General features: G+C 73.2%; 22 protein-coding genes. 10 read left to right on the top strand and 12 right to left on the bottom strand.

The window, feature by feature from the left end; all coding sequences use genetic code 11:
- Positions 1-35: 35 nt before the first annotated feature.
- Positions 36-1,022: an Lrp/AsnC family transcriptional regulator gene (locus ABT294_RS43195; protein ID WP_350812282.1), complete on the bottom strand. Its 987-nt coding sequence runs from the start codon at positions 1,020-1,022 to the stop codon at positions 36-38.
- Positions 1,023-1,193: 171 nt separating this feature from the next.
- Here ABT294_RS43195 and ABT294_RS43190 point away from each other — a divergent pair, with 171 nt between their 5' ends.
- Both ABT294_RS43190 and ABT294_RS43185 read left to right on the top strand, forming a co-directional pair.
- Entirely contained in the window at positions 1,194-2,060 is an 867-nt protein-coding gene (locus ABT294_RS43190; protein WP_350812281.1) for a universal stress protein, read from the top strand.
- A complete protein-coding gene (locus ABT294_RS43185) occupies positions 2,057-2,638 on the top strand; it encodes a CBS domain-containing protein (RefSeq protein WP_350812280.1) in 582 nt (193 codons plus the stop codon). The genes ABT294_RS43190 and ABT294_RS43185 overlap by 4 nt, the downstream gene beginning before the upstream one ends.
- 52 nt (positions 2,639-2,690) lie before the next feature.
- On the opposite strand, the gene ABT294_RS43180 is transcribed toward ABT294_RS43185, so the two are convergent.
- The 3 genes from ABT294_RS43180 to ABT294_RS43170 are packed head-to-tail and all read right to left on the bottom strand — an operon-like array spanning position 2,691 to position 6,309.
- Positions 2,691-3,338 carry a pyridoxamine 5'-phosphate oxidase family protein gene (locus ABT294_RS43180; RefSeq protein ID WP_350812279.1) on the bottom strand — a complete coding sequence of 216 codons (648 nt, stop codon included), beginning with the start codon at positions 3,336-3,338 and terminating at the stop codon, positions 2,691-2,693.
- Positions 3,335-5,563 carry a glycoside hydrolase family 65 protein gene (locus ABT294_RS43175; RefSeq protein WP_350812278.1) on the bottom strand — a complete coding sequence of 743 codons (2,229 nt, stop codon included), beginning with the start codon at positions 5,561-5,563 and terminating at the stop codon, positions 3,335-3,337. The genes ABT294_RS43180 and ABT294_RS43175 overlap by 4 nt, the downstream gene beginning before the upstream one ends.
- Positions 5,560-6,309 (bottom strand): HAD family hydrolase, encoded by a 750-nt coding sequence (locus ABT294_RS43170; RefSeq protein WP_350812277.1) that lies wholly within the window; start codon positions 6,307-6,309, stop codon positions 5,560-5,562. Before ABT294_RS43170 ends, ABT294_RS43175 begins: the two co-directional genes overlap by 4 nt.
- 271 nt (positions 6,310-6,580) lie before the next feature.
- Between ABT294_RS43170 and ABT294_RS43165 the strand changes: the two genes are divergently transcribed.
- A complete protein-coding gene (locus ABT294_RS43165; RefSeq protein ID WP_350812276.1) occupies positions 6,581-6,913 on the top strand; it encodes a putative quinol monooxygenase in 333 nt (110 codons plus the stop codon).
- Positions 6,914-6,917: 4 nt separating this feature from the next.
- On the opposite strand, the gene ABT294_RS43160 is transcribed toward ABT294_RS43165, so the two are convergent.
- Complete coding sequence (locus ABT294_RS43160) at positions 6,918-7,748, bottom strand: class I SAM-dependent methyltransferase (protein ID WP_350812275.1); 831 nt, start codon at positions 7,746-7,748, stop codon at positions 6,918-6,920.
- Between the two features lie 36 nt (positions 7,749-7,784).
- On the bottom strand, positions 7,785-8,735 hold the full coding sequence (locus ABT294_RS43155) for an alpha/beta hydrolase (RefSeq protein WP_350812274.1): 951 nt from the start codon (positions 8,733-8,735) through the stop codon (positions 7,785-7,787).
- Positions 8,736-8,832: 97 nt separating this feature from the next.
- Here ABT294_RS43155 and ABT294_RS43150 point away from each other — a divergent pair, with 97 nt between their 5' ends.
- Complete coding sequence (locus ABT294_RS43150) at positions 8,833-9,702, top strand: SDR family NAD(P)-dependent oxidoreductase (protein ID WP_350812273.1); 870 nt, start codon at positions 8,833-8,835, stop codon at positions 9,700-9,702.
- 18 nt (positions 9,703-9,720) lie between these two features.
- On the opposite strand, the gene ABT294_RS43145 is transcribed toward ABT294_RS43150, so the two are convergent.
- Positions 9,721-10,074 carry a cation:proton antiporter regulatory subunit gene (locus tag ABT294_RS43145; RefSeq protein WP_350812272.1) on the bottom strand — a complete coding sequence of 118 codons (354 nt, stop codon included), beginning with the start codon at positions 10,072-10,074 and terminating at the stop codon, positions 9,721-9,723.
- A gap of 52 nt (positions 10,075-10,126) precedes the next feature.
- Here ABT294_RS43145 and ABT294_RS43140 point away from each other — a divergent pair, with 52 nt between their 5' ends.
- A complete protein-coding gene (locus ABT294_RS43140; protein ID WP_350812271.1) occupies positions 10,127-11,122 on the top strand; it encodes an aldo/keto reductase in 996 nt (331 codons plus the stop codon).
- Between the two features lie 214 nt (positions 11,123-11,336).
- A complete protein-coding gene (locus ABT294_RS43135; protein WP_350812365.1) occupies positions 11,337-11,708 on the top strand; it encodes a CAP domain-containing protein in 372 nt (123 codons plus the stop codon).
- A gap of 512 nt (positions 11,709-12,220) precedes the next feature.
- Here the strand turns inward: ABT294_RS43135 and ABT294_RS43130 are convergent.
- The 5 genes from ABT294_RS43130 to ABT294_RS43110 all read right to left on the bottom strand — a co-directional run bounded on the left by ABT294_RS43130 (position 12,221) and on the right by ABT294_RS43110 (position 16,439).
- Entirely contained in the window at positions 12,221-12,598 is a 378-nt protein-coding gene (locus tag ABT294_RS43130; RefSeq protein ID WP_350812270.1) for a hypothetical protein, read from the bottom strand.
- Between the two features lie 568 nt (positions 12,599-13,166).
- Positions 13,167-13,322, bottom strand: coding sequence for a hypothetical protein (locus ABT294_RS43125; protein ID WP_350812269.1), 156 nt, complete (start codon positions 13,320-13,322; stop codon positions 13,167-13,169).
- A gap of 161 nt (positions 13,323-13,483) precedes the next feature.
- Positions 13,484-13,912, bottom strand: a complete 429-nt coding sequence (locus ABT294_RS43120) for a response regulator (protein ID WP_350812268.1) — start codon at positions 13,910-13,912, stop codon at positions 13,484-13,486.
- 65 nt (positions 13,913-13,977) lie between these two features.
- Positions 13,978-14,682 carry a response regulator transcription factor gene (locus tag ABT294_RS43115; RefSeq protein WP_350812267.1) on the bottom strand — a complete coding sequence of 235 codons (705 nt, stop codon included), beginning with the start codon at positions 14,680-14,682 and terminating at the stop codon, positions 13,978-13,980.
- Positions 14,679-16,439 carry a sensor histidine kinase gene (locus ABT294_RS43110; protein WP_350812266.1) on the bottom strand — a complete coding sequence of 587 codons (1,761 nt, stop codon included), beginning with the start codon at positions 16,437-16,439 and terminating at the stop codon, positions 14,679-14,681. Before ABT294_RS43110 ends, ABT294_RS43115 begins: the two co-directional genes overlap by 4 nt.
- A gap of 195 nt (positions 16,440-16,634) precedes the next feature.
- On the opposite strand from ABT294_RS43110, the gene ABT294_RS43105 reads away from it, so the two are divergent.
- The 4 genes from ABT294_RS43105 to ABT294_RS43090 all read left to right on the top strand — a co-directional run.
- The gene (locus tag ABT294_RS43105) at positions 16,635-17,645 is read left to right on the top strand and encodes a hypothetical protein (protein ID WP_350812265.1); all 1,011 of its coding nucleotides are present in this window, start codon (positions 16,635-16,637) and stop codon (positions 17,643-17,645) included.
- Positions 17,642-18,421 (top strand): hypothetical protein, encoded by a 780-nt coding sequence (locus ABT294_RS43100; protein WP_350812264.1) that lies wholly within the window; start codon positions 17,642-17,644, stop codon positions 18,419-18,421. The genes ABT294_RS43105 and ABT294_RS43100 overlap by 4 nt, the downstream gene beginning before the upstream one ends.
- Entirely contained in the window at positions 18,418-19,002 is a 585-nt protein-coding gene (locus tag ABT294_RS43095) for a hypothetical protein (protein ID WP_350812263.1), read from the top strand. The genes ABT294_RS43100 and ABT294_RS43095 overlap by 4 nt, the downstream gene beginning before the upstream one ends.
- Positions 18,999-19,809, top strand: an 811-nt coding sequence (locus ABT294_RS43090) for a Mov34/MPN/PAD-1 family protein (protein WP_350812262.1), incomplete at its 3' end; no start/stop codon positions are given. The genes ABT294_RS43095 and ABT294_RS43090, both read left to right, overlap by 4 nt.

Here is a 19,809-nt window from a genome sequence, read left to right as displayed (position 1 = left end):
TCCAGCATGGAGGCGGGGTGAGAGGGCGGATTCCGTCAGACGAGGACGGTGCCCGCCCGCTTCGCCGTCCGGATCACCGGGGCGGTCTCGAGGTGGCTGACGGCCGTCAGCTCGCCGAGCCGTTCGGTCACGTACCGGTACAGGTCGCCGGAGTCCCGGCAGGCGACCCCCGCGAAGAGGTTGGCCGGGCCCGTCAGGGCCGCGGCCACCGTCACCTCCGGATGACGGGCTAGCGCCTCGCCCACCGCGGCCAGGTCGGACGGGCGCACCGACATCCACAGCCAGGCCTCCGCGTGATAGCCGAGCGACTCGGGCGCGATGTCCACGTCGAAATAGAGGATCCCGGCCCGCAGGAGCCGTCTGAGCCGCCGCCGGGTGGTCGTCTCCGACCAGCCGGTCACCGCCGCCAGGTGGGCGTGGCTGAGCCGCCCGTCGCGCGCCAGAGCCGCCAGCAGCCGGTGGTCGGCCTCGTCGAGGACGACGGGACCGCCGCCGCCGTCGTCGCCGGGTTCCGGCTCCTGCGAGGCGGCCCGAAGCCGCTCGGCCTGCTCGTCGGAGAGCGCCCGCAGCCCCGCCCAGACGGCCGGCCCGCCCGTGAACAGGTGCAGCAGCCGGTGGGCGGTCACGGACACGATCTGCCGGGTGCCCGGCAGCTTGTCCAGCAGCAGCGCGTCGCGCTCCTGCGGCGTCCTCGCCAGCGAACCGCAGGCGATCTCGGTGCCGCCTGACAGCAGGCTCACCCAGGCGGTGTCGGGACGTCGCGCCAGGGCCGCGGCGATGGCCGTGCCCGAGGTGGGGGAGCACCGCAGGCGGATCGCCCAGGAGACATAGCCGGCCCGCAGGCCGTCGACGACGCCGACCACCCGGGCCGTCCCGGCCGAGCGCAGCCGCCGGTAGCGCCGGGCGACCGTGTGCTCGGAGACGTCGAGCACCTCGGCGATCCTGCTGAACGGCGCCCGCCCGTCGATCTGGAGGGCGTGCACCAGAGCGCGGTCCAGCGCGTCGAGCGTGACGGATTCCACCCCTGGAGGCTATCCAGCGACGGATCGCGCCACGCCCTGCCGTCGGTCCCGGACGCCAAGGAGGGCGCGACTAGGGACCAATGGCACCCGCATGCGGGACTTCGGGCTCCGGCGGGCGGGCGCCCGTCCCGTGAAGCTGGTAGGGGGAGCCCGACTCGTGAGGGAGACGCGATGGCTGGACGGATGGTGGTCGGCGTGGACGGTTCCGCGCCCGCGACGGCGGCGGTGGAGTGGGCGGCGGACGACGCCCGTCGCAGAGGGCTGCCCCTGCGGGTCGTGCACGTCTGCGAGCCGTGGCCGCACGGCGTCGGCGAGCCGCGGAGCGACCACTGTGCGGGCGTGCTGGAGGCCGCCGCCGACCTGGCGCGCGGGCTCGCTCCGGACGTCGAGGTGACGACGGAGATGCTGTCCGGGAACGTCATCGAGGCGCTCATCGCCGAGTCGGCGTCGGCGGACAGCGTGGTGCTGGGCAGCCGGGGGCTCGGCGGGTTCGCCGGGATGGTCCTCGGCTCGGTCGGGATGGCGGTCGCGGGCCACGCGGAGGGCCCGGTCGTGATCGTGCGCGACCCCAGCGCGGCGGGGCTCGGCCCCGGGCCGGTCGAGCACGGGCAGATCGCCGTCGGGTTCGACGGGTCCGAGCACTCCGAGGCGGCCATGGAGTACGCGCTCATGCAGGCCCGCGCGCGTGACGCGAGGCTGCGGGTCGTCTACGCGTGGCAGCTGCCGGTCTTCTCGCCGTACGCGGTCGGCTACGGAGGAGTGCTGGAGGACGTGTTCCAGCAGGAGGTACGCGCGGCGCGGGAGCGGGTGGCCCCGTGGCGGGAGAAGTACCCCGAGGTCGAGATCACCGAACAGGAGGTGTGCGAGCACCCGGTGAGCGCCCTGATCAAGGCCGCGGCCGCGGTCGACCTGCTCGTGGTGGGGTCGCGGGGCTTGGGGGGCTTCGCCTCGGCGGTGCTCGGGTCGGTGAGCCACGCGGTGCTGCACCACGTGACCCGCCCGGTCGCGGTGGTACGACCACACAGGGGGGCGTCATGAACACACCGACCGGCGAGCGGCTGGAAAGCTCGGAGCGGCCCCGGAGCGCGGCACGGTCCGCGCGGCCGGGCGGGCCGGAAACCGTTGCTTCGAAGCGAGGCGGGTCGGCGGAGGCGATGGGTGTCGAGTCGCTGACCGCCGAGCACGTGATGAGCCGGGTCCTGGTGGCCGTCAAGGCCGACGAGTCGCCGCTGATGGCCTGGGAGCTGATGCGCCGGGCCGGCGTGCACCACCTGCCCGTCGTCCACGGGCAGCACGTCCTGGGAATCCTGTCGCGGGAGGAGCTGGCGGCGTCCTGGTCGGGCGGCCCCGAGGAGCAGTCGAGCCGCCAGGTCCGCACCTTGCTCGGACGCGGGCGCAGGCCGCGGGTCCGGCCCGTCACCCCGCTGACGCGGGTCGCGGCCGTCATGATCGACGCGGACTGCGACGCCGTCCCCGTGGTGTCCGAGCGGGGGCTGGTCGGCATGATCACCGCGCGGGACGTCCTGATGGCGGTGGCCGGACGCGTCCCGCATCCGGAGCTCACCGGCGAGGTCGTCACCGGCATGTTCCACCTCGAGCCGGTGCTGCCGAGCTGAGCGCGTGCCACCCGGCCCGATCGGGGGCGGCCGGGTGGCGCCCCCCTTCACCTCAGAGGCCGTGGACGCGGTGGCCGGTGATCTGATGCGGGACGATCCGGATGTACAGCTCGCGCGGGCCGCCCGCCCACGGCGTGACGCCGCACTCGATCACCTTCGGCAGCTCCTCCTCTGAGACGTGGTGGGCGGGCCCCTGGATCATGACGCTCCATCCCTCGTGCCTGGCCTCGTCGATGCTGTCGACCTCGAAGCCGATCTTGATGTCCACGCCTTCCAGGCCGGTGCGCAGATCTTTGTCCATCGGGCCGCCGTGCGCGGTGCGGAAGACGACGGCGCCCTCGTGCAGCTTGTAGTTGACGGGCAGCACCGTCGGCCCGTTCGGGCCGGTGAAGGCGACCCGCCCGATGCCGCCCGGGGCGATCAGGCGCAGGCACCGGTCGGTGTCGAGCGTCTCCACGGACGGGTGGGCCATGGCGGGGCCCCGGCCGGGAGGCTTCTCCGCGCTGCCGCCGAGCAGCTCGTCCACCGTCGTCTCCAGGGCGCCGGCCAGCTGTGACAGCGTGTCGCTTGTCGGCGAGCCAGGCTGTTCCTCCAGGAACCGCACGTATCCAGACGACAGCTCCGCGCGGTCGGCCAGCTGTTCGATGCTCAGGCCGAGCCGCTCGCGGTGATGGGCGATGCGGCGTCCGAGATCGGTCATGATCGATTCCCCCTGGTGAAGGTGCGGGCCCGCCGGTGGTCGGCGTCGATCTGGATGTGCGTGCCGCGGAATCGGACGGGCATGGACAGGATCCTGAGCTGGTCGGGGAGGAGGGGGTCGAGCCGCAGGCCGTCGGCGTGGATCTCCAGGCCGAGGTAGCAGCGTTGCAGGAGGTCGAGCGTGCCGCCCATGGCTCCGAGGTGGATGCCTTCCGCCGTGGTGCCGTGCTGGACGTCCTCGATGTCGCTGCGCAGCGCCTCGGTGAAGAAGTGCCATGACCGGGCCCGGTCCGATCGGGCCAGCGCCCATGCGTGCACGACGGCGCTGAGGGTGGAGCCGTGGCTGGTGCGGTCCAGGTAGTAGTGGATCGTGCGGGGGATGAGACCGGGATCCGCCAGGTAGTTGAGCCCGTCCAGGATGTCGAGGAGCTCTTCGGCGGTCAGCAGGTAGAACAGCATGAGGGTGTCGGCCTGCTTGGACGCCTTGTAGCGGTTGACGTCGTCACCGTCGGCTTCGAGGGCGCGGTCGAGGCGGCGCACGCCGTGGTAGCGCTCCCAGTCCAGGTCCTTGAGGTCGGCGTAGCCGGTGAACTGGCTGATGACGCCGTCGTGGAAGTCGACCCTGACGCGGCGGGTGATGTCCTCCCAGCGGGACAGTTCGTGGGCGGTGGCGGGCAGACCGGGCAGCAGCCGCATGGTGTCGCGGGCGCGGCGCAGCAGCCAGACCGTCATGATGTTGGTGTAGGCGTTGTTGGCCAGGCCCGGCGACGCGGCGCCCGGGTACGTCTCGTGGTACTCGTCCGGGCCCATGACGCCGCGGATCTCATACCGTCCCGACACCGGGTCGAGCACGGCCAGCGACGCGAAGAAGCGGGCGATCTCCAGGAGCAGCTCGGCACACCACGGCGGCATCGAGCCGGTCGCCAGGTAGTGCTGCCAGACGTTGTAGGCGATGCCGAGGCCGACGTGCCGTTGCAGGTGGGAGTTGTCGGGCAGCCAACGTCCCGAGACGGGGTTGAGGTGCGTCGTCTGCGTCTCCTCCTGCCCGTCGCTGCCGCTCTGCCAGGGGAACATGGCGCCGTCGAACCCGCTCGCCCGCGCCGCCGCGCGGGCCTCGGGCAGCCGCCGCCACCGGTAGCGCAGCAGGCCGAGCGAGATCTCGGGGAAGCGCAGGTTCAGCCAGGGCAGGACGAACAGCTCGTCCCAGAACACGTGCCCGCGGTAGGCCTCGCCGTGCAGTCCGCGCGCGGGGACCCCGACGTCGAGGTCGGCCGTGTGCGGAGAGAGGGTCTGGAGCAGGTGAAAGATGTGCAGGTGGACGATCTGCGCGATCTCCGGCCCGTCCACGTCGATCCCGGCGCGCTCCCACAGCCCTTCCCAGGCCGCCGCGTGCTGCGCCAGCAGCGCGTCGAAGTGCGGCGCGCGCCGGGCGGCGCGGATCGCCGCCGAGCGCGGATCGTGGATGGCGGGATCGCGCGAGGTGGTCAGGGCCACGATCTTGGTGAGCGTCGCGGGCTCGTTCTCGACGAGATCGAGGACGTGGTCGGTGGTGACACAGCCGGGTTCTTCGGTGACCCGGGGCTCGCCCGAGTCGGTGCGGGCGGCGAGGGCGACGATGATCCCCGACGAGCGGGTCATGGCGGTGAGCCAGGTCACGCCGTCCAGGGCGCCGGTGGCGTGGCAGGTGAGATGGTCGCCGCGCAGGTCGCGGTAGCGAGCCACGCCGCTGTTGGTCACCCGGCCGTCCAGCGCCGCGCGGACGCGGAGCCGGCCCGTCCAGTTCTCCGCGGTGAAGGTGGTCTCCAGGGCGGCCAGCCGCGGGTCGGCCATGGAGACCAGGCGGCGCTGCCGCACCTGCGTGACGCGGTCCTGCCGGTCGCGCCAGCGCAGCTCCCGGAGCAGGACCCCGTGGCGCATGTCGAGCTCCTGACGGTACTCCAGCAGATCGGCCCGTTCCGGGTGGAACCAGGCTACGCCGGGCGTGGCGAACGTCAGAGGCAGCCAGTCGGGGAGGTTGACCAGCTCCTCGTTGGTCACGAGCCGTCCCTCGACCGTGGACGGCAGGCGGTTGTAGCAGCCGGCGGCGTAGGTGCCCGGCGTCCGCGCCCGCCCGTCGGGCGACGCGCCCCGCGTGGCGAAGCGGCCGTTGCCGAGCGTGCACAGCGCCTCGCGCAGCCCTTCGGAGGCGGGGTCGTAGCCCTCGTAGGACAGGCTCCACGGGTTCATGTCCGGCTCACGGGGACGCGGCCGGTGACGGCGAGGTCGGCCAGGTCGGTCAGGACGACGTCGGCTCCGGCGCGGCGCATCGCCGCCGCCAGGGACCGTGACCGGTCCACCCCGACGACGAGGGCGAAGCCGCCCCTGCGTCCGGCCTCGACGCCCGGCAGCGCGTCCTCGACGACCGCCGTCTCCTCCGGCGGGGAGTCGAGGCGGCGGGCCGCTTCGAGGAACAGGGCGGGGTCCGGCTTGCCGGGCAGGCCGAGCCGGGCTGCGTCGTCGCCGTCCACCAGGACGTCGAACAGGTGGATCAGGCCCGCCGAGGCGATCACGTCGCGGCAGTGTGTGCTGGCGGAGACCACGGCGGTCCGGCAGCCGCGCTGTCGCAGCTCGTGCAGCAGCGCGACGGTCGAGGGGAAGGCGGCCACGCCGTGCTCGCGGATCTGCCGGCGGAAGAGCGCGTCCTTGGCCAGGCCGAGGCCGTGCACGGTGGGCGCGCCCGGCTCGTCCCGCGGCCCGCCCTCGGGCAGGGTGATGCCCCGGGAGGCCAGGAAGGCGCGGACACCGTCGAGCCGCGACCGCCCGTCGACGTGGCGCAGGTAGTCCTCGCGGACGTCGAACGGGGCCGAGCGGCCGCGCAGGAAGCGGTCGAAGACGTGCTTCCAGGCGGCCGCGTGCACGCGGGCGGTGTCGGTGACGACTCCGTCGGTGTCGAAGACGACCGCGCGGACGGTCACGAGGTCGATGGCGGCCATATCGGGACGCTACCCACAGCCCGCCCGGCCGCACATCGCCGCTGGACCCCGCCCACCGGAACCTCCGGCCCGCCTTCCCACCCCGCCTTCCCACCCCGCCTTCCCACCCCGCCTTCCCACCCCGCCTTCCCACCCCGCCTTCCCACCCCGCCTTCGCGCCCGGCCTTCCCGCCAGGGCGATCCGGCGCCCGCCGCGCCCTGCGCCTCCCTCCTGAGCGGAGGCCTGCCGATAGCCTCGACGCGTACACCGCTGACCGGAGGGATGACACCGATGATCTTCATTACCGCGAAGTTCCGCGTCCTGCCCGAACACGCCGATCGCTGGCCCGAGATCGCCGGGGAGTTCACCCGGGCGACCCGCGCCGAGCCTGGCTGCCTGTGGTTCGACTGGTCGCGCAGCGTGGCGGATCCGACCGAGTACGTCCTGGTCGAAGCGTTCCGTGACGACGAGGCCGGGGCGGCGCACGTCCAGTCGGAGCACTTCAGGCAGGCGCAGCGGACCCTGCCGCCGCACCTCGCCGAGACGCCCCGGATCGTGAACGCGACCGTCCCGCAGGACGACTGGTCTCGGCTGGGGGAGATGGCCGTCCCCGGGCGCGACTGACCGCTCAGAAGCGGTACCGCAGGATGCGGGCGCCCTGCCGCGACACCGCGGTGCTGAGCGCCATCAGCCGGCTCAGCGCGCGCAGCGGCTGCGGGAACGACGCCACCTCGGGCGCGCGCGTGAGCAGCTGCTCGCCCGCCAGGGTGAGCCCGGCCCGCCAGCCTTCCGGCTCGCGGGGGTCGTCGAAGCCCTCGCCGCCCCTGATGCCGAGGGCCTTCATGGCCGGGTGGTAGCGCATCGACCATCCGGCGAAGCGGGTGTAGCCGTTCAGCGCCAGCTCCCCGGAGGGGAAGTGGGCCGTCAGCGTCCGCGTCAGCGCCTGGAAGGTCTCTTCGGGCAGGAAGGGCATGACGCCCTCCGCCACGATCATGGCGGGCCGGTCGGACGGGATCGCGTCCAGCCAGCCCGCCGCCGTGATGTCGGCGGCGACCCGGTGGGCGTGCGCCCGCTCCGGCACGACGTCGGCGCGCAGCTTGATGACCTCGGGGTAGTCGATGTCGTACCAGTCGACGCCGTCGGGCGGGTCGCAGCGGAACACCCGGGTGTCGAGGCCGCAGCCCAGGTCGAGGACCACGGCCCGGGGGTTGGCCCGGCAGAACCGCCTGACGACGTCGTCCAGCTTGGCGCCCCGCAGCGCCGTGCCGGACACGACGCTCGCTGACGCCTTGAGCTTGGCGAAGTCGTAGTCGAGCCGCTTCACCACCTCGTCCGACATCGTGTCGTGCAGGATCGAGCCCGGCAGTCTGCTGTCGAGCGCGCGGGCGTAGAGGGTGAGGAGCAGGGTCTCCTGGATCGTGGTGAGGGCGGGTACCGGCGTGCGGCGCTGGAGCGCCATGATGTGCCTCCTTCTGGTTTTCTGAGGTCGGGACGGTCAGCGGCGCATCTGCTCGACGCTCTCGCGGGTCGGGGTGGGGGTGTTGTCCGGGAGCCGGGTCTGGCGCAGGTAGCGGTCGAACCAGTCGATCGCCAGGCCCATCGCCTCCTCCAGGCCGGGGCCGGTGTAGAGGCCCAGCACGTCGTACGGCAGGATCTCCAGCCGCTTGGGCTCACCTGCTCTGGCGAAGGCGCTCTGCGCCTCCTCCAGCACGTGGTACGGGTCCCATCCGCCGTTGGCGATCATGAGGAGCGGGGTCGGGGCCAGCCGCTCGATGAGATTCTCGGGCGCGAAGGTGAGCAGGTGCTCGGCGGAGTCGAGGGTCTTCTCGTTGCGGTAGGTCGGGAAGAGCTCCTCCGACAGGTCGGGCGCGTCCTGCACGTTGTCGTGGTCGAGGGTCAGGTGCGGCACCCGGGCGCTCACGTTGGTCTCGTAGCGCTGCTTCCAGTCGTCGTCGAGCCTGTCGCGCAGGGCCCGGAGCCCTTCACGGCCCAGCATCCGTTCCAGGGAGCGCCAGCCGTTCCAGACGCTGGGGCTCTGCACGACGACGGCCTTCGCGCGGCGGTCCAGCACGGCGGCCTGCGTGGCGACGGAACCGCCGAAGCTGACGCCCCACAGGCCGAGGCGCTCGGGCTGCACCTCGGGCCGGGTCTGCAGGTAGGACATCGCGCTGCGGAAGTCCTCGACCTGCCGTTCGGGGTAGTCCATGCCGCGCGGCTCGCCCTCGCTGGAGCCGACCGTCCGGTAGTCGATGGCCAGGGCGGCGAAGCCGGCGTCGACGAAGTAAGGCGCGAAGAAGCCCAGCGCCTCCTTGACCATGACGCCGCTGTGCCCGAGCACCAGGGCGGGCACGGGCCGGTCAGCGCAGGCGCCGTCGGGCAGGTAGAGGTCGCCCGCGCAGCGGGTGCCGAGGGAGTTGAAGGTCACCTGTTCTGGCTGGGAAGCCATGCGATCGTCTCCTTTGACGAGTTGTTGCTAGGTGTTTCAACTCTGGCTGAAATAGCTAGCATGGTCAAGTCGTTCAGACTCGTTCATAGGAGTGATCATGGTTGAACTGCGGTTCGACGGCCGGGTGGCGATCGTCACCGGCGCCGCGCGGGGCATCGGGCGCGAGCACGCGCTGCTGCTGGCCAGGAGGGGGGCGGCCGTCGTCGTCACCGACCTCGCCGACGAGGCGGACTCGGCGGGCGGCGTGGCGGCCGAGATCGTCCAAGCCGGAGGCACGGCCATCGCCCACCACGCCTCGGTCGCCACCGAACAGGGCGCGAGGTCCATCGTCGAGGCGGCCGTCGCCGCGTTCGGGCGGCTGGATGTCGTCGTCAACAACGCCGGCTTCGCCCGCCCGGCCGCCTTTCCCGACATCCCCGTCGAGCAGTTCCAGCGCTCACTGGACGTGCACTTCCTCGGTACCGTGATGGTCACCGCCGCCGCCTGGCCGCACCTGTGCCGGGCCGGGCACGGACGGGTGGTGAACACCGTCTCGGAAGGCATGCTCGGCACCGACCTGATGACCGCGTACGGCGCGGCCAAGGGCGCGGTCTTCGGCTTTAGCCGTAACCTCGCGGTGGAGGCCGTCGCCCACGACGTGCGGGTGAACTGCGTCGCCCCGCGCGCGGGCACCCGGATGGCCGAGGATATGCTAGCCGCCCTCGACCTGCCCGCCGAGGCGATCGAGCAGCTGAAGGCGAGCATGCCGGCCCACCTGGTCGCCCCCGCGGCCGCCTACCTCGCGCACGAGTCGTGCGAGCTCAACGGCGAGGTGCTCTGCGTCGGCAGCGGCAAGGTCTCCAGGCTGGCCGTCGTCGAGTCGGCCGGCTACACCTCGGCCGACCTGTCTGTCGAGGACGTCGCGGCCCACCTCGCCCAGATCGCCGACCTGGGCAGCGCCCAGCCGCGCGGCCCCCTCGGCGGCTGAGCCGAGCGGCCCGATCGGTCAAGGGAGCTCGGCGAAGCGCTCCACCTGCCCGGTCCGGCCGGAGACGATGACGGTGTCGCTGTAGCTCAGCTCGGTCTCGGCGGTGGCGTACGTGAACGCCTCGCCCGGGCTCTTGACCGCGACGATGGTGACGCCGCACTTGCGCCGCAGGCCCGCCCGTCCCAGAGGGACCCCCGCGTACTCCTGGGCGGGCGGGTCTTGGCGAGGGCGTGGGACGCCGGTCGATGGCCGGCACCCCGGTGCCGCGCCTGACGAGCTCCAGTGCCGGCGAGCTAGCAGCGGCACCTGCCCCGCCGGGGCCGCCCACACGGGATCTTGACGCCGAGGTTGACCTGGAGCGCGCTCCAGCACCCATACTCCTGCTCGATCCGCGCATCTCGATCCGCGCCTGTAGAGGAGCCGCATGAAATACCGCACGATCGGCACGGACCCGAGCACGCGCCGCCGGGTGAGCGTCCTGAGCCTCGGTGCCATGCTGTTCGGCACGGTCACCGACGAGGCGACCTCGTTCGCCATCCTGGACCGCTACGTCGAGGCCGGCGGCACTTTCGTCGACACCGCCAACAACTACGCCTTCTGGGTCAACGGCACCCAGGGTGGGGAGAGCGAGGAGCTGCTCGGCCGCTGGCGCCGCGGCCGCGGCATCGGGGACGAGATCGTCATCGCCACCAAGCTCGGCGGCCGGCCGCTGGCGGCCTCGACCACGCTCTCCCGCGACATCGAGGGCCTGTCGGCCAAGGTGATCAGGGAACAGTCGGAGCGGAGCAGGGAACGGCTCGGCATGGAGCGGCTGGACCTGCTGTACGGGCACGTCGAGATCCTGCGAGCGCCGCTGGAGGAGATCGTCGAGGCCTTCGGCGAGCTGGTCGTGGACGGCGCCGTCGGGCTGCTGGGGGCCAGCAACCACTGGGCGTGGCGCGTGGAACGGGCCAGGGCCCTCGCCGCGGCGGCCGGGCTGCCCGGCTACGAGGTCCTCCAGTACCACCACTCCTACCTGCGCCAGCGTACCGACCAGCCGACCCTGCGCTCTCCTGACGGCAATCTCGGTGTGCTCAGCGGCGACACGCTCAGCTACCTGCGGGCCGAACCGCAGCTCGCGCTGGTGGCCTACTCGCCGCTGCTCGGCGGCGCCTACGTCCGCGAGGACAAGCCGCTGGCCGCCGGTCTCTACCACGCGGACACGCCCGCCCGCCTCGCGGCGCTGCGGGAGGTGGCCAAGGAGACGGGGGCGAGCGTCAACCAGGTGGTGCTCGCCTGGCTGATCGGGGCCGAGGTTCCGGCGATCCCGCTGGTCGGCGCGTCCTCGGTGGCGCAACTGGACGAGAGCCTGGCCGCGGTGGACCTGGACCTGACGCCGGAGCAGCGCGCCAAGCTCGACCTCCGCCACCCGGCGGGCTGACACCTGCCCGTGGAGTCGAGCAGGCCCGTGGCGAGTAGGCCCGTTGAACAGGGCTGCGTCGCGTTGAGTAGGCCCTACTCATGCGTGGCCGGCCGTCGGTCCGCACATTCGAGGGAAGTGAAGACCGACAGAGGGAGCACACCACCATGAGAACGGGGAGACTCGCCGCAGCGGCCGCCACGTCGTCGCTGGCAGCGCTGGGCCTGCTGGCCGCATCACCGGCCCCGTCCCTGGCGTCCCCGTCATCGGCACGGTCATCGGACTCGGCATCGGCCCTGTCATCGGCGCCGTCTTCGGCGTCAACCCGCGAACCGGCACCGGGCCGGGCGAGCGGGTCAGGGCGGCGGGCTACTGCCCGTCCGGCACCTGGCAGGTGCTGGAGAACGTCTACCAGGGGTGGGGCCCGGCCGGGGCCACCCCGCGGGCGGCGGTGACCTGGTGGATGCGGAGCACTCCGCACCGGCAGGCGATCCTCAACGGGCAGATGGTCGAGACGGGGGTCTCGGTGCGCCACGGCACGGCCAGGCCGGGTACCACGTCCGTGTACGCCCTGGTGACCACCCAGGTCTTCGGCTTCTGCAGATGACCCGCCGAGGACGGCGAGGACGGCGAGAACCGGCAGCAGCGCCACGAACCGGCCCAGACCCCGAACCGCTCGAAGCAGTGCCGGGCCCTGCAGCCACGGTTGGCCGGGTAGTGGTGCTCCCGGCCACCGCAGGGCTGGTGCGCCGCAGCCTGGCCGTCGTCACAGCGGCCCGGCGCTTCGGGCTTCCCGAGTAGTCGCGCGCCTCGAACGAGGCGCGCTGACCCCCAGCGCCTGAAGGCCAGCCGGTGCCAACGTGCTCGGCTGGCGTCGCGCCGAAGTGCTCGGCTGGCGTTCAGGCGCCTGCGCAAAACGCCCGGCTTACGTTCGGGCGCCGCGCCCACGTGCTCGGCTGGCGTCCAGGTGCCACGCCAGAGGCCCGGCTTACGTTCAGGTGCCGCGCCAGAGCGCCCGGGTGACGTTCAAGTGGAGCGCCAGCGGGCGCGGTTGCCGTCGTGCGAGCTGCACCGCATCGGCCTGCCCGCGTTGGACCGGCCGAGTGCGCCCTGCGGCGATCAGAGCACTCCGGGGTGGATGCCGGACTGCACGGCGCGGCGCGGCACCTCCGGGGGCACCGTCGGCGTGGACCTGGGCTTGGGCCGGTGCGCGGTCGCCGTCGGCGTGGGCCGGAGCCTGGACCTGTGCGCTGCCTTGCGAGGCGTCTTCGCCGCTGTCGGGGTTGGAGAAGAGGTCGCCACCCCGGGCGTCGGCGCCACCGTCGTCGGAGCCGGGCTCCCGAGATTCTCAGCCTGCCGGCTTGCGGACGGCGTGGGCGTCGCGAACGTGGTGGAGTCCGTCGGGATGGGTTGGGTGGAGCCGTTGGAAGCCGAGCAGCCGCCCGTCAGGACGGCGGCGGCGGCGAGAGCCGCGGCTACCAGAATGGAACGATCCATGCGGAATGAACGCATCGTTGGGCCCTCCGTGGGGGAACTGGAACGCAACGTTAGACGACGCAGAGTAACCATAAGTTGTCGCAGAGTGGTGGCGCGGTTCGTCGGATCGCCACGGCAGCCGTCTCCCGCCCGCCGACACCGCCGTCGGCGACGCCAGCACCTCCTCGGCCTCGCGGCAGACGTGGATCTCGGCGCCGCCCGCGCCGCCCGCGCTGCCCGTGCTGCCCGTGCGGCCCGCGCTGCGGTGCTGCCGTGCTGCCCGCGCTGCCGTGCTGCCCGTGCTGCCGTCCGGCCCGTGCTGCCATGCGGGCTCGACCGCATCCCGGTGACCTCCCGGAGGTGGTCGCGGCCCGTTGGGCCGCCGGTTCGGTTGCGGGCGGACCGCCAGAAGTGGCTGCGGGAGTCCTCGTCCCACCCGGCGCCTCGGGAGGCGCCCACAGGCAGGTGTGGCGTCGTAGGCCCGCTGGAGGTCGAGCGTGGTGATGTCCTCGCGAGTCCCCGCGTGCATGTCCAGCAGGTGCCGGACGGTGGCGCCCGCCAGCCCGGTGCCGCGCAACTCGGGCACGACCTAGCACACCTGGTCGCCGGGCGAGAGCGCCCTGACCCGATCACCGAGCCGACGGCGGTGGCCGTGACGGCGGTGGACACCGACATGCACAGGTGCCAGGTGTCCGGCCGCATGCCGCATCCGCAACTCGACGACGGTGACGATGACGATGGTCAACGGGCGCCTCTACGACGCCCTCAGCCTCGACGAGATCGACCCGCGCCGCCGGCCGCGCACCGGTTCCAGTGGGAGACACAGGACACCCACGGCATCGACTGGTGCGAGGCGGCTGCTGCACCTGACAGCGCGGCGGCAAACGAACCCCGCCTGGGCCTCACCTAGGGCGGGTCGCCGGGCCAGCCGATGAAGGGGTCGATGACGATCTCGCCGGCGTGCACCCGGCGCAGGGCGGTGACCAGGCCGTCCGGGTCGCCGAGACGCTCCTTCAGCACGTAACCGGCGCTCCCCGGCGGGCGCAGGCCGACCAGGCGGTGCACGTACCCCGCTTCGGCGCGGGACGACAGCACGAGCAGGCCGACGGCGGGGTGCCGCGAGCGGATCGCCTCCGCCATGCCCAGCCCCTCGTCGGTGTGGTCGGGTGGTAGGCGGAGGTCGATGACGACGACGTCGGGCAGGACCCGCCCCACCTCACGCAGCCCCTCGACGTGGTCGGCGGCCGTGCCCGCCACCTCGATCCCGCGTTCGGTGAAGAGCTGGACGAGCGCGTCACGCAGCGACGGGGTGCCTTCGACGATGACGATGCGCATGGCGGCCGGCCCTTCTCTCGGACAGATCTTGCTCGATTCCGGGAAGGAAGCCAGCGCAGTTTCCCCTACTGCCCGTTCCGGTTTCCCGCGCGCAGGTAGATCAGGGTCGCCAGGACCCGGCGATTGAGGGCGCGCTGCTCGGCCGCGTCCGCGGAGACCAGGCCGAGCTTGCCGAAGATGGTCGACAGGTTCTTCTCCACGTTGCTCAGCGCACATGACAGCTTCTGGGCGATCGCCAGGTTGGTCAGGCCCGTGGCGACCAGGGACAGGATCTCCAGCTCGCGCGGGGTGAGCCCGGCCAGCGGGTCGGCGGGCGCGTTGGCGCGGCGCGGACGCGGTGACAGAAGCTGGCGGACCAGGTCGGAGTCGACGACGATCTGGCCCTTGACGACGCGGCTCATCGCGTCGGTGATCAGTTCCATGTCGCCCAGGCTGCTCTTGGCCATCAGGCCGACCGCGCGCGGCGGCTCCTCCAGCGCCATCAGCCGCTCTGCGTGCGCGACCTTCGGCTCGGTGGCCACGACCAGCAGGGCGACGTCGGGATAGCGGGCCCGGACGCGTTCGGCGATGCGCAGCCCCGCATCGGCCGGCTCGGCCTCCTTGGCCAGGCGCAGGTCGAGGGTGAGCACGTCCGGGGCGTGCTCGTCCACCAGGGCGAGCGCGCGGTCGGCTGTCTCGGCGCTCCCCGCCACCTCCACGCCGACGTGGGTCAGCGCCGTGACGAAGGTGGCTCGCAGCATGGCGTCGTCCTCGACGACGATGACTCTCACCGGTCGTCTCCTTCCGGGGGAACGGCTTGCGGGGGATCGGCTTGTGCGGGATCGGGTGCGTCGGAGGGGAACTCGCCGGGGAGGCGGGCCAGCAGGCGCGTGCCCGCCCCCGGCGGGCTGTCGATGACCAGGGCGCCCCCGGCGGCCGCGACCCGTTCGGTCAGGCCGCGCAGCCCGCCGCCGGAGGGGTCGGCGACGCCCTGCCCGTTGTCGGCGACCTCGACGACCAGGTCGTCGCCGTCCTGGGCCACGAGCACGTGCACGGTGGCACCCGGAGTGGCGTGCTTGATGGTGTTGGTGACGCCTTCGGCGATGACGAAGTACGCCGTGGACTCCACGTCGGGCGGCCAGCGCCGGCCCGGCACCTCGTAGGTGAGCAGCCCCGGGTGGTGCCTGGCCAGGTCGGCGACCGTCTCCCGGAGGCCGTGCTCGACCAGCGAGCGCGGATGCAGCCCCTGCGACAGGTCGCGCAGGACCTTGATGGCCTCGGTGAGCCGGCTCCTGGCGGTGTCCAGCTGGCCGGCGAGCGGGCTGCCCTCCGCCGCGGCCTGGCTGTGGGCCATGCCGAGCAGGGTGAGCACGACGAAGAAGCCCTGCTGGGCGCCGTCGTGCAGGGCGCGCTCGATGCGCCTGCGCTCGGCGAGCTCGGCCTCGAGCAGGCGCCGCCGGGACTCGCTGACCTGCATGTACAGCCGCACGTTCGCCATCACCAGGCCGGTGAGGGCGGTGGCGCTCGCGATCGCCCGGCCGCCTTCGGCGAGCGCGGCGTCGTGCTCGATGACGCACTGCAGCTCCTCGCCCCGGGCGACCCGGGTGAGGGCGCGCGCGGGATCCTCGGCCCGTGCGGCCGGGCGTCCGGCCAGGTCGGCGAGCGTGCCGTCGTGCCGGGGGAGCAGCAGGCGCAGCGTCGGGTCGCCGGCGGCCTCGGCCAGGGCCGCCTGCAGCGCCTCCAGCGGCGGGGCGCTCAGCCCGCCGAGGCGGGCGGGCAGTTCGGCGATGCGCATCTCGCTGCGCCACCGCATCCCGACCGACACCAGGTACGCCGTGACGATCCCCACGGCCGCGCCGCCGAACATGAGGACCTCGACGCCGAACCGGAAGCCGAGGGGGCGGCCGGTCGCGCTGGCCACCGCGGAGACGATGAGCAGCCCACCCACGATGATCATGGTGGCCCACACCGGCCCGGTGCGTCGGCGCCGCAGGGTGAGCGCGGACACCAGGCGGCGCAGCACGATCACGATGCCCGCCACGCCCAGCACGGCCATGATGAGGCTGCCCGCGATCGCCCAGCCCGTGTTGACCTGCGGGATGTTGTAGTTCCACGGCCCTGTGGGCCGGTCGGAGAGGTAGCGGGCCACCTGCGTGCCGACGCAGGCCAGGTAGCAGAGCGCGACGTAGACACGGTCGCCGGGGCCGCGCAGCCGCCCGGAGGGCACGCTGAGGGCCAGGTGGCCGAAGACGCCGACGTACAGGAACGCCAGGCAGAACCCCACCGCGAACAGCACGGGGACGTCGCTGAGCCGCAGGAACTGCAGGTAGTAGACGGTGCCGAGGATGATCAGCAGCAGGCCGACCCGGGCCCGTCCGCGGGCCCACAGCGCGCCTCCCGCGAGGATCATCGGGATCCCGAATCCCCGGTAGGCCAGATCCACCCAGAACGCGGTCGGCGGCCCGGCGCCCCAGGTGGCGGCGATCATCCACGTCGCCGCGGCCAGTGCGAGCACGGTGACCGAGGCGGCGACCGCCGTGTCAGGCACCCTCCCGCCGAGAACCGGGCTCCTCACCGAGTCTCGCCACCCCCTCGGCCTCTGGTTAACCGGACCTCGACCCCGGGTTTCCCCTGGCCGGCCGTCGAGGATGCCATCCGTGAAAAGCGGGTTTGTCAGGTGCGCAGGGCCGATCATAACCGTCCACACTCTGGGTGAACATCCCGTCGCGCGGAGGTGCCCGGCATGTCGCAACCGTACGTTCTGCCCACCTTGGTGAGGGGGCCGTACCCGCTGGCCGGACGGCGGCTCGTGGTGGACGTCGGCTGGCTGGCCGTCGTCTTCCGCAACGGCGTGCCCCGCCTGGTGTGCGGCCCCGGACGGCACGGCTCCGTGCTCGGCCTGCTCACCGGCCGCAGGCTGCCCGCCACCGGCGAGCTGTCGATGTTGCTGTTCGACACCGCGCCGCAGAACGTGCAGGTGGCGGCCGACGACGTGCGGCTGGCGGACGGACGCCAGGTCGGCGTGACCGCGGTCGCCGTGGTGCAGCCGCGGTGGAGCGCCGAGCCCCGGATGCTCCTGGACATCGCGGCCCGGTACGGCGTGCTCAGCTCGCGGTACGGCGAGGCGGCCGGCTTCCAGCTCGACGCCGACTTCCGCGCATGGGCGCGGACCCTGCTGGGTGAACGCGATCACGACGCCGTCTACCTCGCCCACGACAGCCGCAGCGCGCTGGCCGGCTCGCCCGGCTCGTCCGTCCCCGGCGGCGGGATGCTGGCGGTGGAACGGTTCGTGCACGTGATCATCGACCCGGACCCGGTGGTCACCTCGATCAGGACCGCCGGGGACGAAGCCGAGATCGAGATGGCCAGGCTGGTCGCCCGGACGGCGATCGAGCCGATCGGCGCGGCGCTGCGCGCCATCAGGAGCCGGTACCGCGACGCCATCGCCCGTGACCACGGCGTGCGGCAGGCCGCCCTCGATGTGGACCTGGCCGCGCTGTACGGCGTGGTCCCCCTGTTCATGCGCGACCCCACGGCCGGCGCCGAGGTGGAGAAGGCGCGCTGGCAGGTGCTGAACGGGCTGCTGGGCGAGTACGCCGACACGATCCCGTTCGCGGCGGAGGCGCTCGGCGTCACCCCCACGGAACTGCTCAAAGACCTGGCGCGCGGGCGCGTCCCCGGAACCGAGGCGGCAGCCGCGCCACCGTCCCCCGACGAGATCGGGCAACTCGACGACAGGAGGCGTCCCGCATGAGCTCCCACGCGGACGACGGCAAGAACACGCCGGACCAGGACACCCGTCAGGGACCGGCCCCGATGGACGCCCGCGGCGGCGGTCCCGGCAGCGGGGCCGGGCATCGCCCCCACGGTGAGCGCCCCCGTCCGGGGACCGGCAGGGTCCCGAACGAGGGCCAGACTCCGGACAAGCGCCGCCGTTTCGGCTCCGAGCCCGAGCAGCACCCGCAGCCGGGCCGGGAACGCCCGCACGAGCAGGGCGGCGGCCAGGGCCGGGAGCACGGGCAGGGGCAGGGGCACGGGCACGGGCAGGGGCACGGGCAGGGGCACGGGCAGGGCCGGCAGGGCGAGAGCCGCCCGCCCACCTCCGGGCACGGGCACGCGGACGGCTGGCACATCCCGACCCGCCAGGAGTTCGAGCAGCAGCAGCGCCACAGGTCCGCCCCGGAGCGGGGCGATGACCACCGCCCGCCGCAGGACGGCAGGCAGGACCACCAGACCCGTGACGCCGGGACGGCGGCGCAGGGGCGCCCGCCGGCGCAGATGGGTTCGCGGGACGCGGCCGACGGTCTGCCGGTCTCCAACCCGTACCAGGGCCTTGAGGAGCGGGGCCACGCCGGCGGAGCCGGGGCCGGGCAGAAGCAGGCGGACCACGGCCAGAGCGGCCACGGGTCGTCCCCCCAGCCTCGGACGGACTTCCACGGCTCGCTCAGCGGCTCCGGCGACACGGGGACGAACAGCTCGCGCGACCACCGCCCAGGCTTGGACTCCGGAACCGGGGGGCAGCACCGATGAGCGAGAACCCCGGCGACCTGAACGAGCTGCGCGACATCATCAGGCAGGCGCAGACCGCCCAGGACCCGTACCCGCACGACCCGGCGGCCCGGATCACCGTGGGACGGGACGGGAAGATCTACCGAGGAGACCAGGCGGGGACCGAGCCCATCTCGAAGGTCCATCACGGCACCTTCGCCGCACCGTCCCGGCGCGCCGACCGGCCGCTGGCCGAAGACCAGCGGTTCGCGCGCACGCACATGCCGGAGGGCACCGTCTACCTCGACGAGCCAGGCGTGCGCGGCTGGGCGTACTCGATCACGACCGAGCTCAACGAGCGCTACACGCTGTTCGCGTTCTTCGACGGCCGCGAGTACCGCGTCAAACTGGTCGAGCCCGCGCTGGAGCAGTTGGTGCGGCAGAACGTCGTCAGCGCGCACGACGGCCACCTGTACGCCGACGGGACGATCTGCCTGTCGGAGACGCGCGGCGCCGGCCAGCCGACGCTCGAAGAGGCGTACTCCAAGTCCGTCCTGTGGGCGCTGGGCATGGGCTTCGTCCGCAACGGCTACGCGTTCCCGTTCGCCCTGGAAGGGCGGTGAGCGCCGTGCTGCGGGTCAGGGTCACCGACCACGCGCTGGACGCGATCGTCGCCCGCATCGGCGGGGTGCCGCCGGAGGCGGGCGGCGCGCTGCTCGGGCCCCCGGGAACCGACCTGGTCACCGGCCTGGTCCTGGACGAACAGGCCGCCGTCACGGACGTCCGATACCGCACCAGCGAGTGGCTGATCGAGGAGGTCGGGCGGGTCCAGCGCGCGGGCGCGGCCAGGTTCAAGGGGATCGCGCACTCGCATCCCGCCGCGCTGCCGCGCCCCTCGGACCAGGACCGGCGCGAGTTCGGCCGGTCACTCGGCCTGAACCCGCACCTCGGACGGTTCCTGGCGCCGATCGTGACGCATGACGACCGGCCACCGCAGGCGCACGAGCTGGTCAGCCACGGGATACGGGTGTCGTGGTTCGGCGCGGTGAGCGTGGCGGGGCGGACCGAGGTGCTGCCGATGCATCCGCTGGTGCTGCCCGTCTCCGCCTCGCTGGAGCGGGCGGGGGCGTGCGAGGTGGGGGAGCCCGAGCTGCTGACGGTGGACGGCGTCCCGGTGCTGGCCGTCCAGGCTCGCTTCGACCCGCTGCCCTCGGTGTCGGCGGTGCTGTTCGGGGTGGACTTCCCGGCCGTGCCTCCGGCGCTGGTCACGCACGGCTCGCCGGTGGCGCTGCCCTGGGAGCTGTCCGCCGCGCCCGCCGACCGGCTCGCCCTGGCCGTCGCGGCTGCCCGGCCGCCCCGACGCTCGCCGTCCTCGGCCCGCGCGCGGTTGCGCGAGGCGCCCGCCAGGGCCGCGGGGGCGCTGGGGCGGC

Origin of the sequence: Nonomuraea sp. NPDC000554 (assembly GCF_040300065.1) — a bacterium.
GTDB lineage: Bacteria > Actinomycetota > Actinomycetes > Streptosporangiales > Streptosporangiaceae > Nonomuraea.
This window is presented reverse-complemented; position numbering and strand designations above follow the sequence as displayed.

What these genes read in the sequence shown, in the direction of transcription:
- ABT294_RS43190 (WP_350812281.1), top strand. Translation starts at nt 1,194, where the DNA reads ATGGCTGGACGGATGGTGGTCGGCGTGGACGGTTCCGCGCCCGCGACG.
- ABT294_RS43185 (WP_350812280.1), top strand. Translation starts at nt 2,057, where the DNA reads ATGAACACACCGACCGGCGAGCGGCTGGAAAGCTCGGAGCGGCCCCGG.
- ABT294_RS43180 (WP_350812279.1), bottom strand. Translation starts at nt 3,338, where the DNA reads ATGACCGATCTCGGACGCCGCATCGCCCATCACCGCGAGCGGCTCGGC.
- ABT294_RS43175 (WP_350812278.1), bottom strand. Translation starts at nt 5,563, where the DNA reads ATGAACCCGTGGAGCCTGTCCTACGAGGGCTACGACCCCGCCTCCGAA.
- ABT294_RS43170 (WP_350812277.1), bottom strand. Translation starts at nt 6,309, where the DNA reads ATGGCCGCCATCGACCTCGTGACCGTCCGCGCGGTCGTCTTCGACACC.
- ABT294_RS43165 (WP_350812276.1), top strand. Translation starts at nt 6,581, where the DNA reads ATGATCTTCATTACCGCGAAGTTCCGCGTCCTGCCCGAACACGCCGAT.
- ABT294_RS43160 (WP_350812275.1), bottom strand. Translation starts at nt 7,748, where the DNA reads ATGGCGCTCCAGCGCCGCACGCCGGTACCCGCCCTCACCACGATCCAG.
- ABT294_RS43155 (WP_350812274.1), bottom strand. Translation starts at nt 8,735, where the DNA reads ATGGCTTCCCAGCCAGAACAGGTGACCTTCAACTCCCTCGGCACCCGC.
- ABT294_RS43150 (WP_350812273.1), top strand. Translation starts at nt 8,833, where the DNA reads ATGGTTGAACTGCGGTTCGACGGCCGGGTGGCGATCGTCACCGGCGCC.
- ABT294_RS43140 (WP_350812271.1), top strand. Translation starts at nt 10,127, where the DNA reads ATGAAATACCGCACGATCGGCACGGACCCGAGCACGCGCCGCCGGGTG.
- ABT294_RS43130 (WP_350812270.1), bottom strand. Translation starts at nt 12,598, where the DNA reads ATGGATCGTTCCATTCTGGTAGCCGCGGCTCTCGCCGCCGCCGCCGTC.
- ABT294_RS43120 (WP_350812268.1), bottom strand. Translation starts at nt 13,912, where the DNA reads ATGCGCATCGTCATCGTCGAAGGCACCCCGTCGCTGCGTGACGCGCTC.
- ABT294_RS43105 (WP_350812265.1), top strand. Translation starts at nt 16,635, where the DNA reads ATGTCGCAACCGTACGTTCTGCCCACCTTGGTGAGGGGGCCGTACCCG.
- ABT294_RS43100 (WP_350812264.1), top strand. Translation starts at nt 17,642, where the DNA reads ATGAGCTCCCACGCGGACGACGGCAAGAACACGCCGGACCAGGACACC.
- ABT294_RS43095 (WP_350812263.1), top strand. Translation starts at nt 18,418, where the DNA reads ATGAGCGAGAACCCCGGCGACCTGAACGAGCTGCGCGACATCATCAGG.